The sequence below is a fragment of the Stenotrophomonas sp. STEN033 genome (assembly GCF_056856655.1).
Genome location: NZ_JBXFWM010000009.1, coordinates 1 through 15750 on the forward strand (window position 1 = coordinate 1; position 15750 = coordinate 15750).

Below are 15750 nucleotides of genomic sequence, written 5' to 3' on the forward strand. Positions count from 1 at the left end.
TTTGGGGGGCTGGTTTTTTACGGGGCTGGCCCTAGCCGAGTTTGGTTGGGCTCTACACGGCGCACTGGGGGCTGACCTCGTCAACACCGGGCATAAAAAAAGCCCCGCTATGCGGGGCTTTTTCTCAGCGCGCCATCGCGCGAGTCTGTTCCAGCTCCACCTGCAGGGTGGACGCCAGTTCGTCCCGGGCCACTTCGAACTGCTGCTCGCGCAGCAGGTCCTTGACCGCCACCACGCCACGCGCAAGCTCATCCTCACCGGCAAGCACCACGAAACGGATGCCCGCCTTGGCGGCGTACTGGAACTGCTTGCCGATCTTCTTCGGCTCCATCTGCACTTCGGTATTGATACCGCCAGCACGCAGACGACGGGCGATGTCCAGCGACTGCGGCATCGACACCTCGTCCATCAACGCCACCATCGCGTGTACGCTGCTCTCGGCAATGCCGTCAATCAGGTTGGCTTCGCGCAACTGCCAGAACAGGCGGGTCAGGCCGATCGAGATGCCCACGCCCGGCAGCTTGGACTTGGTGTAATGGCTGGCCAGGTCCTCATAGCGACCGCCCGAGCAGATCGAGCCGATCTGCGGGTGATCCACCAGGCTGGTCTCATAGACGGTGCCAGTGTAGTAATCCAGGCCACGGGCAATAGAGAAATTCAGGCAGTAAGCGGTCTCCGGCACACCCAACGCCTTGACCAGTTCCAGCACCTCGCGCAGCTCGGCGGCACCGGTACGCAGCGATTCGCTGGCCGACTCGCCGGCCGCAGCCAGCACCGCGTCAATCTGCGCCAGCGCTTCGGCATGCGAGCTGGAACGCACCTCAACGAAGGACAGGATGCGCTCAACCGCGTCGGCGGGCAGGCCGAAATCCGGTCCAACCAAAGTCTCACGCACGTAGTCAGGCCCACGCTTGTCGAGCTTGTCGACCTCGCGCAACACCAGCGCCTGCTGGCCGGCATCAACCACGCCCTGCGCCTCGAAGAAGCCACGCATCAGCTTGCGGTTGTTCAGCTGTACGGCGAAATTGCCGATCCGCAGTTCCGAGAACACCGCATAGATTACCGCCAGCACCTCAGCGTCATAGCGGATGCTCAGGGTGTCCTTGCCGATCACATCGACATCACACTGGTAGAACTCGCGGAAACGGCCGCGCTGGGCACGCTCGCCACGGTAGACGCGCTGCATCTGGTAACGACGGAACGGGAAGGTCAGGTCGTGCTCATGTTCAGCCACATAGCGCGCCAGCGGCACCGTCAGGTCGAAGCGCAGCGCCATTTCCGGCAACCCACCCTTGTCTGCCGATTCAGCGGCATTGGCCAATGCACCGGTGGACTGCACGAAGTACACCTGACGCTCGGTCTCACCACCGGACTTGGTCAGCAGCACGTCCGACAGCTCGAACACCGGGGTTTCCACCGGCAGGAACCCGAAGCGCTCGTAATTGCGGCGGATGACGTCCAGCATGCGCTGGAACGCGATCTGCTCGCGCGGCAACAATTCCATGATGCCGGGCGGGGTACGGGGCTTGATCACGGGCAAAACTCCTGCAACTCAAAGGGGAAACGGTCGCCAATTCTAGCCGCACACCGCCCGTCTGGCCGCATGAAGTATAATTTAGGACACTATTCCCCCTGTCCCAGACATGTCCCGGCCAGCCCAAGGCACCGAGCAATCCCCCGTTTCGTCCGTTGCGGCAGAAAGCAATGGCGTGCGCGAGTGCCTGCAGTGCTCGGTCCGCCACCTGTCCGTCTGCTCGGCCCTGTCCTGCGACGAAGTGCACGCGCTGGAGCAGATCACCGTCTCCACCCCGGTCGCGATGGGCAGCACGTTGGCCCGCGCCGGTGAGCCGCGCACTTATGTCTATACAGTGACCGAAGGCGCGCTGCGCCTGGTCCGCACCCTGGCCGACGGCCGTCGCCAGGTGAACGGCTTCGTGCTGCCGGGTGATTACCTGGGGCTGAGTGGCAGCGACCACCACCGTTACGACATCGAGGCCATCGCCGACAGTCGCGTCTGCCGGGTCCCGACCACACAGATGCGCGATCTGCGCCAGCGTTACCCGCACTTGGAGCGCAAGCTGTTGCAACGCGCCTGCCAGGAGCTGGACGCGGCCCAGGACAATGCCCTGGCATTGGCACGTCTGCAGCCACCAGAACGGCTGGCCGACTTCCTGCTCCGCCTGGCCGCCCGCGAGGCGACCATGAACGGACGCAGCAGCAACCGGGTCTCGTTGCCGATGGGCCGCGGCGACATCGCCGACCATCTGGGCCTGACTATGGAGACGGTGAGCCGCACCTTCACCAAACTGCGCCAGCAAGGCCTGATCGCCTTGCCGCATCTGAATGTGGTGGAGATCCTGGATTTTGCCGAGCTGCAGAAGCTGGCCAACGACGAGTTCTAAGGCCTCACCTGTAGAGCCGAGCCGTGCTCGGCCGAGACGTACAGGAAGCCTCTGCCGAGCATGGCTCGGCACTACATGAGCAGCCTACACCGCCTTGTAGGAGCGCCGTTAGCCGCGAAGCTCGTAAATCTCCAGATCACGGAGATTGGTCGCCGTAAAACGTCCCCGGCTTCGCAGCCTATGCCACTCCTACAACTGGGTTTATCAGTTGCACCTCTGCCGAGCATGGCTCGGCACTACCTCAACGAAGCAGCTTTTCGCGCAACACGGCGTAATCCGGGGCGCAGGGTTCGGCATGGGCTGGACGCTTGAGCAGTTCGGCCAAAGCTGGCGGCACTTCGACTTCGCGCCCAATCAATGGCTCGACCACCGATTCGAACTTTGCAGGGTGCGCGGTAGCCGCCACTGCCCAGTGCTGGTCCGATGCTGCGCTGCCACTGGCACGCAGTTGCTCGAGCACATGTACCGCCGTAGCCGTATGCGGGCAGAACACTTCGTCGTACTCACCATGGCGGTGAGCGATGGTCTGGCGGATGCTTGCATCGTCCACTGCCTGCGAAGTGAACGCGTCACGCAACGCAGCATCATTGCCCCTGTACAGCCAGCGCAAGCGCTCGAAGTTACTTGGCGCACCGACGTCCATGGCGTTGGCAAGGGTCGCCAGGCTGGCCTTCGGCTTGTATTCGCCACCGTTGAAATAGTCAGGCAATACGCGGTTGGCATTGGTCGCAAGCACGATGCGCCCCAACGGGACCCCCAATGCGCGCGCCAAGACGGCGGCCATCGCATTGCCAAGGTTGCCGGTGGGAATGACGAAATTCAGCAGCGAACCGTGCGCCGCCTGATGACTCAGCGCGGCATGGGCGTAATAGCTCATCTGCGGCAGCAAGCGACCCAGGCTGATGCTGTTGGCCGAGCTCAGCGGCACCTGCGCCTGCAGGTCGCTATCGTTCAGTGCCTGCTTGGCCATGGCCTGGCAGTCATCGAACGAGCCAGATACACGGAGCGCGCGGATATTGCCGCCCAGGCAGCCAAGCTGATGCGCCTGACGCGGCGATACGCGCCCATCCGGGTACAGCACCACGACCTGGAGATTGGGCTGGTTGTGGAAAGCGGCAGCCACCGCAGCACCCGTGTCGCCAGAAGTTGCAACAACAATAGTCAGAGGACGCTCCTGCCCTGCGCGCAACCGTGACAGGCTGGCAGCAAGGAAGCGCGCGCCGAAATCCTTGAAGGCTGCGGTGGGGCCGTGGAACAGCTCAAGCACATGATCGTTGCGGGTCGCCAAGGCCTGCAGAGGCGCGGGGAAATCAAAGGCCTCGTCGCATATCGTCGGCAACTCGGCCGCCAAGGCATCATCTGCGAAGAATGGTTGCAACAGCTCGTTGGCGGTCGCCGCGAGCGTATCGCCCAGCCGCAAGGTGCGCGCTAACGGCATTGTTTCGGGCACGTACAAGCCACCATCAGGCGCCAAACCGGCGGCGATGGCCTGGCTGAGGGTGGCGGGAGGGGAAGCGTTGCGGGTGGAGATGAAATTCATTTTGAAATCCGCGAAATGGTTGGTGTGCTGCTCTGGACTCGAGACCCCCGCAAGGGCCCCCTCACCCCAATCCCTCTCCGATGGGAGAGGGGCTATCAGGCTTAGAGCAATCTGGCGCCGGGGCTGTTGATCGGGCTTACCCAGCTTTGGCTGTCGAAACCCGCTGCTGCAAAGGCTGCCTGCACCTTGGGCGCAGCAGCCAACGCAGCATCACGGTCCTCAAACCAGGCAAAAACACTGGGACCTGCGCCTGAGATGCTGGCACCCATCGCGCCGGCAGCAAGCGCAGCGGCCTTGGCCACATCGAAACCGCCAATCAGAGGCGCGCGACGCGGCTCGACCAGCACATCGACCAGGCCTGCCCGCACCAAGCCCGCATCACCCGCATGGCAACCGGCCAGCACCAGGGCCAGATTGCTGCTCTGGGCGACAAACTCCTTCAACGCATAGCTACCCTGCAGCGCCTCGCGTGCGCGGCGCGTCTCCAGCACTGCATCCGGATGCACAAGCAGGCTATGCCAATGCGCTGGCACCGGCACCGGCACCAACCGCTCCAGCGTGGAGAGCACCAGCCCCCCCAGGAACATTGGGCCCAGGTTATCGCCATGACGACTGCCGCTGGCCACTGCTTCGCCTTCCAGCGAATACCTGTATAGCTGCTCGCGACTCAGCGGCACATCCAGCAACGCGTTGGCCGCGACCAGCGCTGCCACGCAGGAAGCAGCCGACCCGCCCATGCCCGAACTCAGCGGAATACCCTTGTCGATCTCCACCTCGAAGCCGAACGGTAGTGCCAAGGCCTGGCGCAACGCGATCAGCGCTGCGCCGGCGGTATTGCTGGGCGCGTCCAGCGGCAACTCAACCGCTGTACCGCGAATGGCTACGATCCGTACTTCCGGCGCATCGATGCGACGCACCGTCACCGTATCGCCAACATCGGGCACGGCATAACCCAGCAGGTCAAAACCGACCGCCACATTGGCCACCGATGCCGGCGAAAATGCCCGCGCCTGGCGTGCCGCGGAATCCATCAAGCCGTCACTCACAATCGCGCCCCCTCGCCTGCCGCCACCCGCAACACGTCGGCAAACACACCGGCCGCGGTCACTTCCGGCCCTGCGCCCGGTCCCTGCACCACCAACGGATTGTCACAGTATCGACGCGTGGTGAACTGCACCACATTGTCGGTCAGGCGCAGATTGGCAAAAGCATGATCAGCGGGCAGCTCAACCAAGCCGACACTGGGCTGCTGGCCTGGCTTGAACTGGGCGACATAGCGCAGCACGTTGCCACGGGCGCGCGCGTCAGTCAGGCGCTGGGCGAAGCCGGCGTCGACTTCGTGCAGGCGCGCCATGAAATCCTCCACACTTGCCCCCTGCAGGGCCGCAGGCACCAGGCTCTCCACCGCCACATCTTCCAGGCTCAGCTCATAGCCCGCTTCGCGGGCAAGAATCACCAGCTTGCGGGCCACGTCGACGCCGGACAGGTCATCGCGCGGATCCGGCTCGGTGTACCCCATTCCGCGCGCCTGCGTGACCAGCTCAGAGAACGCTACGCTGCCATCGTATTTGTTGAACAACCAGGCCAGGGTGCCCGAGAAAATGCCGGCGATCGCGGTTACCTCGTCACCGGTATCAACCAGGTCACGCAACGTCGTTATCACCGGCAAGCCCGCACCTACCGTCGCTTCGTAACGGAAACGCGCACCCGTGGAAGCAGCCGCCTCGCGGATCGCCTGATAGCGGGCGAGCGGGCCCGAGCCTGCTTGCTTGTTTGGCGTCACCACGTGGATGCCGGCCGCCAGCCAGCCCGCATATCGGTCAGCCACCTCGGCACTGCCGCTGCAATCGATGATCAAGGTATGCGGCAGCCGCGCCGACAGCAGGTGCTCGGTGAACAGATCAAGATCGTTCGGCAGCGCCGCGGAATCAAACGCGGCCTTCCAGTTGCCATGGATGCCGCGCTGATCGAGCACCATGCGATTGCGCGATGCTACTGCCCGCAGGCGCAGATCGAGCTTGGCCCTGGCCAGCAATGCAGATTCGGAGGCATACAGTTGCTCAAGCAGGGCTGCACCGACATTGCCCGGTCCGATCAGACCCACCGAGAAGGTCTGTGGCGACAACCAGAACCCCGCATGCGCGGCGCGCAGCGCCTTGGTGGCGTCGCAGGCTTCGATGGCAACCGAGATATTACGTTCGGATGAACCCTGCGCGATGGCCAGGATATTGACCTGCGCACGGCCCAATGACTCGAACAGGCGCGCGGCAACGCCGGGCTGGCCAGCCATGCCATCACCGACTGCAGCGAGCACGCTCACCCCGGTGGTGAGTTGCACGCGTTGCACCTGTCCTGCCGCCAGCTCATGGGAGAACGCCTGGGCCAGCGCATCGCGGGCAAACTCCGCTTCGGCCTGCTTCACCACGCAACAGATCGAATGCTCGGAGGAACCCTGCGAAATCATCACCACCGATACATGCGCATTGCGCAGGGCCGAGAACACGCGCTCGGCCGTACCCGGCACGCCGATCAGACCGGTGCCTTCGACATTGAGCACGGCCAGATCCGGGCTGAGCGTCAGCCCCTTGATTGGACCATTGCTGGAACTCTCCGCGGTGATGCGGGTACCCGGATGATCCGGATGGAAGGTGTTGCGGATGATGATCGGCAGCCCGCGCTCGATGGCCGGCGACATGGTCTGCGGATGTACCACCTTGGCACCGAAATAGGCCAGTTCGCAGGCTTCGTCGTAGCTCAGGGCATCCAACTGCACCGCCTCGGGCACCACCCGCGGGTCGGCCGACAGCACGCCATCCACGTCAGTCCAGATGTGCAGCTCATCGGCGGCGAACAGGGCAGCGAAGATCGCGCCCGAGAAATCGCTGCCATTGCGTCCCAGCGTGGTGATATTGCCCTTGCGATCACGGGCCACAAAGCCAGTCACCACCAGGCGCCGCGCCGGATGGGTTTCGCGCCACAAGCCCAACTTGGCGGCACTGGACTTCCAGTCGACATCCACGCCGAGGTCGCCGTGGTTGACCACCAGTACGTCGCGCGCATCGAGCACATCGGCGTCTTCGCCCAGCGCCTGCAGGTGATGACCCAGCAGGTGCGCCGAGAACACCTCGCCCAAGCCCTGCACACGGTCCAGAACTTCCTGCGGCAACTCGCCGATAACTGCCAACGCCGCCAGAATCTCGCGCAGGCGTTCGAACCGCGCATCCAACCACTCGATGGTCACGCCAGACTGCTCGCCCAGCAATGCCGCAGCGGCCCCACGATGGCGCGCCCGCAATTCATGCCAGCGCTCATCCCAGGCCGGATCCGCCGCCGCGGCAGCCTTGGCCAGGCCAATCAAGGCATCGGTCACCCCCTTCATCGCCGATACCACCGTGACCTGCACGGTCTCCTCGCGCGCCAGCAACAGCTGCGCCACATGACGGTAGCGCTCGGCATCGGCAACGGAGGTCCCGCCGAATTTGTGCACAACGGTGCGAACAACAGCGTCCGCGGCAGGATCGGCGGGTAAAACAGCAACTGACGACATCGGAAGAACCTCGGCTGGAGGCCCCGACACGCATCTGGATGGGGTTCCCCCGCATCCTGATCCGGGTGCGGGGCCGTGGTTTTCGGAAGTTACGCGAAGACGACGGGCCGCACCGGGCTAATGGTGGCGGTAATAGTGGTGGTGGTAATGGCGCCGCGAATCCCGGACGCACTCGTCCGACCGTCGAAAGGCGACGTCGAGACAATGGCGCTGGGCTGCGGGCTGTTCATGCCTTTCAAGAGACTACAGCCAGGATCAGGCTGTCAAGTGCTGCATTGCAAAAAAGCAGATCAGCGCAACGTCGCCCAAGCTGCAGCTAAAAGTTGCAAATGTCATCAAGCGTGAACGTCGGACATCTACCCGGCAAGCAGCATCCAACGCTCGGTCGACTGCAATGCAGGTGATTGGCAGCCCCCCTGACCTGCCTACTGCAACCGACAAGCGAAAGATCGGTCACAGCCGGACTTTCGCCACCTGACTGCGCAGAATCCTCAGGCCGAAGCCACCGTCGGCACCTTGGGACGGTGCGCGGCAGCACTCCAGATCACCCCAGCCAGCAAGCAGAGTGCGGCAAGCACTTCGACCGCCACCGGCCAGCGCTGCTGCCACAGGAAGCCGTAGACCAGTCCAAACAAGGTTTCAAACACAATCATCTGCCCGCCCAGGGTCAATGGCAGGGCACGACTGGCCCGATTCCAGCAAGCGTTGCCAAGGATGGAGGCAAACACCGCGACCGCTGCAGCCATCGCCCAGAAGCCCAGCCATTCACGCCCACCATGGCCGGCCCCGCCATCGGCAAACGCCAGGGGAGCAAGCAGCAACGCCAGGCCACCGGTAGCCACGCCCGTCAGCAGCGACCAGTCATGCCCCGATACGTTGGGAACCTTGGCCAGCCAGCGGGTATTTCCCACCGAATAAGCGGTCCACGACAGCAACGCACCCACCCCACACAGCAACCCGATAAACCGTTGCGTGACCGTCGCTTGCACGTGGGTCGAGGCGATGGCCTCGTAACCCATCAGCACCACGCCTGCCACGCACAGCAGCAAGGCAGGCGCCAGCCGCGACAGCGGCACCGCCCCGGGCTCACGCGCGCCCACCACCGCCACCAGCACCGGCACCATGCCGACTATCAGGGCCGCAGCCCCGCCCCCGCTCCATTGCACGCAGATGGACAGCAACACGAAATAGACCAGATTGCCAAGCAGGCTCAGCCAGGTCAGCGCCTTCCAATCCGCCTTGCCAATATGAGCCCGCAGCGCAGGCCAACGCGGCACCAGCAGAATCACCGCAACCAGGCCATAGACCAGGTAACGCGCCGCGGCCAGCTGCAGCGGCGAGAAACTCCCGAGCACGGCCGGCGCAAGGAACACCAGGCCCCAGAGCGCGCCGGAGGCCACGCCATTGCCAATGCCAAACAACATCCGTTCTTTCATCAAACCACCCGACGTTCAGCGACATCGCCAGCATCCAACCGCCGGCCCACCCTGTATTGTCCCAAGCTACGCGACCTTGGACGCAAACTACGCGTCGAAGCCGCGCCGATAGCGCCCCGGGGTGATTCCGTGCGCACGGCGCATAGCCCGGGTAAAGGCACTCTGGTCGGAAAAGCCGGCTTGCTGGGCGATATGCGCCAGCGACTGCCCGCTCTCGGCCAACTGGCGCTGCGCCCATTGCAGGCGCTGCTGTTGCAACCAATGTCCCGGCGTGACGCCATGTTGGCGTCTGAACACCGCATGCAGTGCCGTCAGCCCCATGCCTGCCACCTGCGCCATCCGCGCAAGCGGCCAGTCCTGGCCAGGCGCTGCGCGGATCTGCTCGCACAATCGCTGCAAACCCACACTGTCGCCCGCGGATCGAGCGGGCTCCGCAAACAAACTGTCCAGCAGCAAAGGTAATAGATGTCTGGCGACCGCTGGAGCGACGCTATCGCCTGTGCCGCCGCTCATGTCCACGAATCCGAGCAAGCTACGCACCGCCGTCGAAACAGCCAGAAATGGACGGGTACGCCCGTGATCCAACTGTGACCGCCCCACCATCGCACTGTCGCAATCCACGATCAGAAATCGATTCTGGCCGTTGCCGGCCTGCGCGTGCACCGCCCCCGGAACGATCACCGCGCCGCGCAGGGCATCCAGACGACCACCGCGCCCGTCGATTTCCAGCTCCAGGCTGCCGTGCAGCGGTAGCACCAGCTGCAGATGATCGTGACTGTGCGAATGGCCTGCCGGGCCATAACTACGGAAACTCAGAGCTTCATCGCATTGCATCGGCATGCGCACCGGGACTGGCTGGCCGCCCGCGGCGGTCACCACGGACTGCACGGAAAGATGGTGACCCCGACACGATTCGAACGTGCGACCTGTCCCTTAGGAGGGGACCGCTCTATCCAGCTGAGCTACGGAGTCAAAAGACAAGCGCCAAGATTACAGGCAAGCGCCGCCGCCAGCCAGTATTTCCCGTCAAGAGGAGCGCAGCCAACCATTCACGCTGAACTTGAGTGACGCCAACAGCTATCCTATCTGGAGCCCATACAGACAGATGTAACTCGCGCACCTCAGCCGCGAAGGGGGCCGCCAAAAGATCAATCTTGAGCTTATGGGGCGCATAGGTGGCAGCACCAATATCCTTCTGAAGACCAACGATCATCTCCAAGTCCCCAGCCTAGATCGTAATGAAGACTTCGTTGCCAGCGAGGCCCACCAACCCTGAGCAATGAGCTTTCGAACTAGGCAGATTTCACCGAGCAGAACATTTGATGCAGAGGACCTCCAAAAGCAACGTCATCTTTGTACTTCTCGATACCGGCGAGCCGCGCGGCACTCCAGTAGATGTATGACCCCTGCGAACCAAGTTGCCGACTGTATACGCGATCGCATATCAGTTCGAGTTTTACCCGACAACGTTGTTGCTTATCGGTGCAGTCGGCGACACCCGCTGGAGCCACTTTGTGAACCAGCTACTGCCTTTTGCTGCCGTCATCAGCGATGCGGTTAGTTTTCGCAATTTCCGCATTTCAACTAAAACTCTTCGTCAAGCGCAAAGGCGCACTTGCTAGGCCCCGAAGGCAAACCCTGCCGACGACCGTGATACATGTCTCTGCTAACCACATTGAAAACGCGGCTCTCTTTCGTACTCTATTCGCGCCCTATCCACATAGTCTTTTACGAACTCCATCATCCATGAAACGGATCTCTTCAGGAACAAGATTATGAGGGACATTTTGATCTGCGGCGGCGCAGGCTATATCGGCAGTCATATGGCGCAATGGGCTGCCGCGCACGGTTATACGGTTACCGTGCTCGACAACCTCTCAACCGGGCATGCGGGCGCCGTTCGCTGGGGCGAGCTGATCCAGGCGGACCTACTGGATACCAGCGCCCTTGAGCGTGCCTTCAAGGGGCGCCGCTTCGACGCAGTCATGCATTTCTGTGCCCGCTCGCTCGTTGGCGAATCGGTAAGCAGACCCTACGAGTACTACACCAACAACGTCACTGGCACGTTGAACCTACTGGAGACAATGCGTCGTCATGAGGTGAGCAAACTGGTGTTCTCCTCGACTGCCGCTGTTTTTGGGAACCCCATCCACGATGTCATCGACGAGAACCACCCGAAGGCTCCGATCAATCCCTATGGCGCCAGCAAGTTGATGGCCGAACGCGTCCTCGCCGACGCCGCGCACGCCCATGGACTGCGCTCGGTGGCACTGCGCTACTTCAATGCAGCCGGCGCCCTGCCCGAGCACGGCATCGGCGAGGCGCATGCCTGCGAGACCCACCTCATCCCCAACGTACTACGCAGCGCGCTGACCGATGGCCCGGCGTTGAAAATTTTTGGCGATGACTACCCCACCGGCGATGGCACCTGCGTGCGCGATTATGTTCATGTGCAGGATCTTGCCCAGGCGCATGCGCTGGCCTTGGACTTCATGGGCGAGCATGAGGGCGCACATGCCTTCAACCTGGGCAATGGCCAGGGTTTTTCCGTACATGAAGTAATTGCCGCTGCCGCATCCGTCGTGGGCAAAGCCATTCCTTTCGAAATCGCGCCACAACGGGCGGGCGACCCGCCCAAGCTAGTAGCATCCAGCAGCAAGGCCCGCGAACAACTCGGGTGGCGGCCGCAGTGGACCGCGCTGACTCCCATCCTGGAAAGCGCGTGGCGATGGCACCGTGCGCCCCCCAGCTGGTTCCCCAGCCAGAACTGATCGGCCATTCCGCACCGGGAGACATTGCAGGAGCGCCGTGCGCACCCGCGCAACCGTGGTCATCGCGGGCAGGCGGCAGACAAGTGCACAATGGCGGGATCGGCCGTCTTTCAACGCTGGCCTGCCCGCCCGGACGCGCTACGCGGCAATCGCCTCATCGTGGAACCGACAGCAACCGGCTGCCACATCGGCAGCCGACCGCAGCGCCTTCCCGAATCAGGCGATGTCGAGCACTGGGAACGATTTGACCATATCGTCCAGCGCCTTGATCTGCGCCAGGAACGGCTCCAGCACGTCCAGCGGCAATGCGCTGGGGCCATCGCAGCGCGCGTTGTCCGGGTCCGGGTGCGCTTCCAGGAACAGGCCGGCAATGCCTACTGCCATGCCAGCGCGGGCAAGTTCGACGACCTGGCGACGACGGCCACCGGAGGCTTCGCTGCCGGCGTCACGGCGCTGCAGGCTGTGGGTGACGTCGAAGATCGCCGGCAGGCCTCCAGTGGCTTCGATCATCTCGCGGAAGCCGAGCATGTCCACCACCAGGTTGTCATAACCGAACTGGGCGCCACGCTCGCACAGGATGATCTGCTCGTTGCCCGCCTCACGGATCTTGCTGACGATGTGCTTGATCTGGGTGGGGCTGAGGAACTGCGGCTTCTTGATGTTGACGGCGCGCCCAGTGCGGGCGATGGCGGTGACCAGATCGGTCTGGCGCGCCAGGAAGGCCGGGATCTGCAGCACGTCGACTACTTCCGCCACCGGCGCGGCCTGGGCGACTTCATGCACGTCGGTGATCACCGGCACGCCGAAGCGCTGCTTGACCTGTTCGAAGATGCGCAGCCCTTCTTCCAGGCCAACGCCACGGAAAGAGTTGATCGAGGAGCGGTTGGCCTTGTCGAACGAGGCCTTGAACACGTACGGGATGCCCAGTTTGCCGGTGACCTGCACATAGCGCTCGGCGGCATACAGGGTGGAGTCGAGGTCCTCCAGCACGTTGAGCCCGCCAAACAGCACGAAAGGCAGCGTGTTGCCAACCACTACCCCATCGGAAATCGTCACGTTCATCTGTCTATCCTGTTGAATCCGGGGAAACCCCTGCCAAGGGTGGCGAATATGGCCGAAAAACGCCAAAAGCGACAGCGCTTGCCTGCAGCACAGCCCCGTCCGCACAGCCGCCGGACCCGGCACACGCCGTCCTATCGGCCAGACCAACCCCCGACGAGGCCAATCGGTTCACTCTGATACTATGTAGTACTCATTCCGTCGCCCCACCCGCAGTTTCCGACGGCGCCAAAATCACGTTAAGAAACAGGAGTTTGAATGTCTTCCGAGCTGCTCAAGGCCTTGGCTCTGGATGCCACCAACGCTGGCACCTACATGGGTAACGGGGAATGGTCCGCCGCAACTGGCGCGGGCGTCCTCAAGCCGCAGAACCCGACCACCGGCGAAGTGATCGCCGAGGTCCAGGCCACCACCGAGGCTGATTACGAAACCGTCATCGCCCGTGCGCAGGAAGCCTACAAGGTATGGCGCACCACCCCGGCCCCGCGCCGTGGCGAAGCCGTGCGCCTGTGCGGTGAAGCACTGCGCAAGCACAAGGACGCACTGGGCTCGCTGGTCGCGCTGGAAATGGGCAAGTCCAAGCCGGAAGGCGACGGTGAAGTGCAGGAGATGATCGACATCGCCGACTTCGCGCTGGGCCAGAGCCGCATGCTGTACGGCTACACCATGCATTCCGAACGTCCCGGCCACCGCATGTACGAGCAGTACCACCCGCTGGGTCTGGTCGGCATCATCTCGGCCTTCAACTTCCCGGTCGCGGTGTGGAGCTGGAACGCGTTCCTGGCCGCCATTTGCGGCGACATCTGCATCTGGAAGCCGTCCAACAAGACCCCGCTGACCGCCATTGCCACGATGAAGATCTGCAATGACGCGCTGAAGGACGGCGGCTTCCCGGACCTGTTCTTCCTGATCAACGACGCCGGCACCGCACTGTCGGAGAAGATGGTCGACGATCGCCGCGTGCCGCTGATCTCCTTCACCGGTTCCACCCAGGTCGGCCGCACCGTCAACCAGAAGGTTGCCCAGCGCCTGGGCCGCTGCCTGCTGGAACTGGGCGGCAACAACGCCATCATCATGGACGAGACCGCCGACCAGAAGCTGGCCGTGCCGGGCATCGTGTTCGGCGCCGTCGGTACTGCCGGCCAGCGCTGCACCACCACCCGCCGCCTGATCGTGCATGAATCCATCTACGACAACGTGCTGGCCACGCTGATCAAGGCCTACAAGCAGGTCGAGGGCAAGATCGGTGACCCGACCGACGCCGCCAACCTGATGGGCCCGTTGAACAGCCCGGAAGCCGTGCAGCAGTTCCTGGCCTCGATCGCCAAGGCCAAGGCTGCCGGCGGCACCGTCGAGACCGGCGGCACCGCCATCGACCGCGCCGGCAACTTCGTGCTGCCGGCGATTGTCACCGGTCTGAAGAACAGCGATGAAATCGTCCAGCACGAGACCTTCGCGCCGATCCTGTACGTGATGAAGTACAAGACCCTGGACGAAGCCATCGACATGCAGAACGGCGTGCCGCAGGGCCTGTCCTCGTCGATCTTCACCCAGAACCTGAAGACCGCCGAGAAGTTCCTGTCGGCAGCCGGCAGCGACTGCGGCATTGCCAACATCAACATCGGCACGTCCGGTGCGGAGATCGGTGGCGCCTTCGGTGGCGAGAAGGACACCGGCGGTGGCCGTGAGTCCGGCTCGGATGCGTGGAAGGTCTATATGCGCCGCCAGACCAACACCATCAACTACTCCGACTCGCTGCCGCTGGCCCAGGGCATCAAGTTCGATCTTTGATGATGCCTGCCCCGGCCTTGGTCGGGGCGTTGAAGTGGGAGAGTGCTTAGCTGAAAAGCTTCCCCTCACCCCAACCCCTCTCCCGCGCGCGGGAGAGGGGCTTAATTCGCTGATACGGAGTTCCCGATGAGCATCCCTGCACCTCGCCAGACCAGCAGCTACGCCGTGATCAGCCTGGTCGCCGGCATTCTTGGCTGGACCCTGTTGCCTGCCATCGGCAGCATCTGCGCCATCATCTTCGGCCATATGGCACGTGGCGAAATCCGCCGCAGCAACGGCCAAATGGACGGTGACGGTCTGGCTGTGGCCGGCTTGGTGCTGGGCTGGCTGGCTACTGCGCTGTGGTTGATCGGCATCATCTTCTTCATTGCCATCCTTGTGTTCTTCGGAGGCCTAGCGGGCCTCGCGGCGATGAACTCCTGAGGCTGGCATGGGACAACCCGATTCAACCCAACGTTTCAGCAGCCGGGTAGCGGACTATGTGCGCTATCGACCGGGTTACCCGTCCACGCTGCTGGAGTGGCTGCACCGCGATATCGGCCTGCCCCACTCCGCCCTGGTCGCCGATATCGGCGCTGGCACCGGTATTTCCAGCGCGCCGTTCCTGGCTGCTGGCCATCCGTTGATCGCAGTGGAACCCAATGCCGCAATGCGCGCAGCCGCCGATCAATGGCTGCACCCCCAATACCCCAAGTTCCAATCCGTCGGCGGCACTGCCGAAGCCACTACGCTGGCAGATCACAGTGTCGATCTGGTCGCAGCAGCGCAGGCGTTCCACTGGTTTGACACGTCCGCCGTACGTCGGGAATGGACTCGTATCCTGCGCCCGGGTGGCCTGGCGCTGGTCTACTGGAACTCGCGCCTGCTCGATGCCTCGCCGTTCCTGGCCGGCTATGAGCAACTATTGCTGGACTACGGCACCGACTACACCGAAGTCGCCGAACGCTACCAGGACGACCAGACCATGCGCGACTGGTTTGGTCCGGGCCTGCGCGGTCTGGTGCAGCTGCCGAACGTGCAGCACCTGGACTACGACGGCCTGCGTGGTCGGCTGCTGTCCTCCTCCTACGCGCCGCAAGCCGGCCACGAACGTCACGTCCCGATGCTGGAAGCCCTGCGGCGCCTGTTTGATGCGCATGCGGTCGATGGCAAGGTTGCCTTTGAGTACCAAACCCGCGCCTTTGTTGGCACGCTGAACTGAGCT

13 protein-coding genes and 1 tRNA gene are annotated in these 15750 nt (G+C 63.3%); 5 read left to right on the top strand and 9 right to left on the bottom strand.

Annotation, left to right across the window (positions count from 1 at the left end; genetic code table 11):
• Positions 1 to 124 precede the first annotated feature (124 nt).
• A complete protein-coding gene (gene hisS, locus AC1VXC_RS04975) occupies positions 125 to 1534 on the bottom strand; it encodes a histidine--tRNA ligase (RefSeq protein WP_313171736.1) in 1410 nt (469 codons plus the stop codon).
• A gap of 109 nt (positions 1535 to 1643) precedes the next feature.
• On the opposite strand from hisS, the gene AC1VXC_RS04980 reads away from it, so the two are divergent.
• On the top strand, positions 1644 to 2402 hold the full coding sequence (locus AC1VXC_RS04980; protein WP_313171735.1) for a Crp/Fnr family transcriptional regulator: 759 nt from the start codon (positions 1644 to 1646) through the stop codon (positions 2400 to 2402).
• A 241-nt stretch (positions 2403 to 2643) separates the two neighbouring features.
• Here AC1VXC_RS04980 and thrC read toward each other — a convergent pair whose 3' ends face one another.
• The 7 genes from thrC to AC1VXC_RS05015 all read right to left on the bottom strand — a co-directional run bounded on the left by thrC (position 2644) and on the right by AC1VXC_RS05015 (position 10144).
• A complete protein-coding gene (gene thrC / locus AC1VXC_RS04985) occupies positions 2644 to 3942 on the bottom strand; it encodes a threonine synthase (protein ID WP_481538662.1) in 1299 nt (432 codons plus the stop codon).
• Positions 3943 to 4043: 101 nt separating this feature from the next.
• Positions 4044 to 4973 (bottom strand): homoserine kinase, encoded by a 930-nt coding sequence (locus AC1VXC_RS04990; RefSeq protein ID WP_481528487.1) that lies wholly within the window; start codon positions 4971 to 4973, stop codon positions 4044 to 4046.
• Between the two features lie 11 nt (positions 4974 to 4984).
• Positions 4985 to 7489 carry a bifunctional aspartate kinase/homoserine dehydrogenase I gene (thrA, locus tag AC1VXC_RS04995; RefSeq protein WP_313171732.1) on the bottom strand — a complete coding sequence of 835 codons (2505 nt, stop codon included), beginning with the start codon at positions 7487 to 7489 and terminating at the stop codon, positions 4985 to 4987.
• A gap of 491 nt (positions 7490 to 7980) precedes the next feature.
• On the bottom strand, positions 7981 to 8925 hold the full coding sequence (locus AC1VXC_RS05000) for a DMT family transporter (RefSeq protein WP_481538663.1): 945 nt from the start codon (positions 8923 to 8925) through the stop codon (positions 7981 to 7983).
• Between the two features lie 87 nt (positions 8926 to 9012).
• Positions 9013 to 9759, bottom strand: a complete 747-nt coding sequence (locus AC1VXC_RS05005) for a helix-turn-helix domain-containing protein (protein ID WP_482995010.1) — start codon at positions 9757 to 9759, stop codon at positions 9013 to 9015.
• A gap of 61 nt (positions 9760 to 9820) precedes the next feature.
• Positions 9821 to 9897 (bottom strand) — tRNA-Arg (locus AC1VXC_RS05010).
• Entirely contained in the window at positions 9896 to 10144 is a 249-nt protein-coding gene (locus tag AC1VXC_RS05015) for a hypothetical protein (RefSeq protein WP_482995011.1), read from the bottom strand. The genes AC1VXC_RS05010 and AC1VXC_RS05015 overlap by 2 nt, the downstream gene beginning before the upstream one ends.
• Positions 10145 to 10700: 556 nt before the next feature.
• Here AC1VXC_RS05015 and galE point away from each other — a divergent pair.
• Positions 10701 to 11696: a UDP-glucose 4-epimerase GalE gene (gene galE / locus AC1VXC_RS05020; RefSeq protein WP_481538665.1), complete on the top strand. Its 996-nt coding sequence runs from the start codon at positions 10701 to 10703 to the stop codon at positions 11694 to 11696.
• A 216-nt stretch (positions 11697 to 11912) separates the two neighbouring features.
• Here galE and kdsA read toward each other — a convergent pair whose 3' ends face one another.
• Positions 11913 to 12758, bottom strand: coding sequence for a 3-deoxy-8-phosphooctulonate synthase (gene kdsA / locus AC1VXC_RS05025; RefSeq protein WP_313171696.1), 846 nt, complete (start codon positions 12756 to 12758; stop codon positions 11913 to 11915).
• 255 nt (positions 12759 to 13013) lie between these two features.
• On the opposite strand from kdsA, the gene amaB reads away from it, so the two are divergent.
• From amaB to AC1VXC_RS05040, 3 genes are all read left to right on the top strand, one after another.
• The gene (gene amaB, locus AC1VXC_RS05030; RefSeq protein ID WP_313492664.1) at positions 13014 to 14546 is read left to right on the top strand and encodes an L-piperidine-6-carboxylate dehydrogenase; all 1533 of its coding nucleotides are present in this window, start codon (positions 13014 to 13016) and stop codon (positions 14544 to 14546) included.
• A 126-nt stretch (positions 14547 to 14672) separates the two neighbouring features.
• Positions 14673 to 14969 (top strand): DUF4190 domain-containing protein, encoded by a 297-nt coding sequence (locus AC1VXC_RS05035; RefSeq protein WP_313171694.1) that lies wholly within the window; start codon positions 14673 to 14675, stop codon positions 14967 to 14969.
• Positions 14970 to 14976: 7 nt separating this feature from the next.
• Positions 14977 to 15747 carry a class I SAM-dependent methyltransferase gene (locus tag AC1VXC_RS05040; RefSeq protein ID WP_481538666.1) on the top strand — a complete coding sequence of 257 codons (771 nt, stop codon included), beginning with the start codon at positions 14977 to 14979 and terminating at the stop codon, positions 15745 to 15747.
• Positions 15748 to 15750: the final 3 nt, after the last annotated feature.

Bases quoted from the DNA above. Each gene is read 5' to 3' on its own strand.
- AC1VXC_RS04980 (WP_313171735.1), top strand. From the start codon at position 1,644: ATGTCCCGGCCAGCCCAAGGCACCGAGCAATCCCCCGTTTCGTCCGTT.
- thrC (WP_481538662.1), bottom strand. From the start codon at position 3,942: ATGAATTTCATCTCCACCCGCAACGCTTCCCCTCCCGCCACCCTCAGC.
- AC1VXC_RS04990 (WP_481528487.1), bottom strand. From the start codon at position 4,973: ATGGATTCCGCGGCACGCCAGGCGCGGGCATTTTCGCCGGCATCGGTG.
- thrA (WP_313171732.1), bottom strand. From the start codon at position 7,489: ATGTCGTCAGTTGCTGTTTTACCCGCCGATCCTGCCGCGGACGCTGTT.
- AC1VXC_RS05000 (WP_481538663.1), bottom strand. From the start codon at position 8,925: ATGAAAGAACGGATGTTGTTTGGCATTGGCAATGGCGTGGCCTCCGGC.
- AC1VXC_RS05005 (WP_482995010.1), bottom strand. From the start codon at position 9,759: ATGCAATGCGATGAAGCTCTGAGTTTCCGTAGTTATGGCCCGGCAGGC.
- galE (WP_481538665.1), top strand. From the start codon at position 10,701: ATGAGGGACATTTTGATCTGCGGCGGCGCAGGCTATATCGGCAGTCAT.
- kdsA (WP_313171696.1), bottom strand. From the start codon at position 12,758: ATGAACGTGACGATTTCCGATGGGGTAGTGGTTGGCAACACGCTGCCT.
- amaB (WP_313492664.1), top strand. From the start codon at position 13,014: ATGTCTTCCGAGCTGCTCAAGGCCTTGGCTCTGGATGCCACCAACGCT.
- AC1VXC_RS05035 (WP_313171694.1), top strand. From the start codon at position 14,673: ATGAGCATCCCTGCACCTCGCCAGACCAGCAGCTACGCCGTGATCAGC.
- AC1VXC_RS05040 (WP_481538666.1), top strand. From the start codon at position 14,977: ATGGGACAACCCGATTCAACCCAACGTTTCAGCAGCCGGGTAGCGGAC.